The organism is Prevotella sp. HJM029 (genome assembly GCF_000599605.1).
GTDB lineage: Bacteria > Bacteroidota > Bacteroidia > Bacteroidales > Bacteroidaceae > Prevotella.
The window spans coordinates 1-305 of record NZ_AZHT01000149.1 but is presented as its reverse complement, the minus strand read 5'-3'; the positions used below and the strand labels follow the sequence as shown (position 1 = coordinate 305).

At 41.3% G+C, this 305-nt stretch carries 1 protein-coding gene; it reads left to right on the top strand.

Going from position 1 to position 305, the window contains the following annotated elements; genetic code table 11:
• Positions 1 to 4 precede the first annotated feature (4 nt).
• On the top strand, positions 5 to 305 hold a 301-nt coding region (gene mobC / locus X919_RS0106135; protein WP_036917428.1), incomplete at its 3' end, for a plasmid mobilization protein.

Genomic DNA, 305 nt, shown 5'->3' with positions numbered 1-305 from the left:
AAAAATGGAACAGAAAAATAAAGGTGGACGACCCACTAAGACTTTATCAGAGAAACGGAAATATCAAGTGCTTCTTCGACTTAATACAATGGAGTATTACACCTTGTTGGGAAAAGCACGTGAAGCCTCTATTTCACGAACAGAGTTTTTACGGCAGCTCATAACAAATGCAGAAGTAAAGAGCCGAATCAAGCCAGAGGAAATGCAACTCATCCGTACGGTTTCGGGCATGGCAAACAATCTCAATCAGATAGCCCATCGGCTCAATGCTTTCGGCATTTCTTCACTCAATGAAGAATTGAATG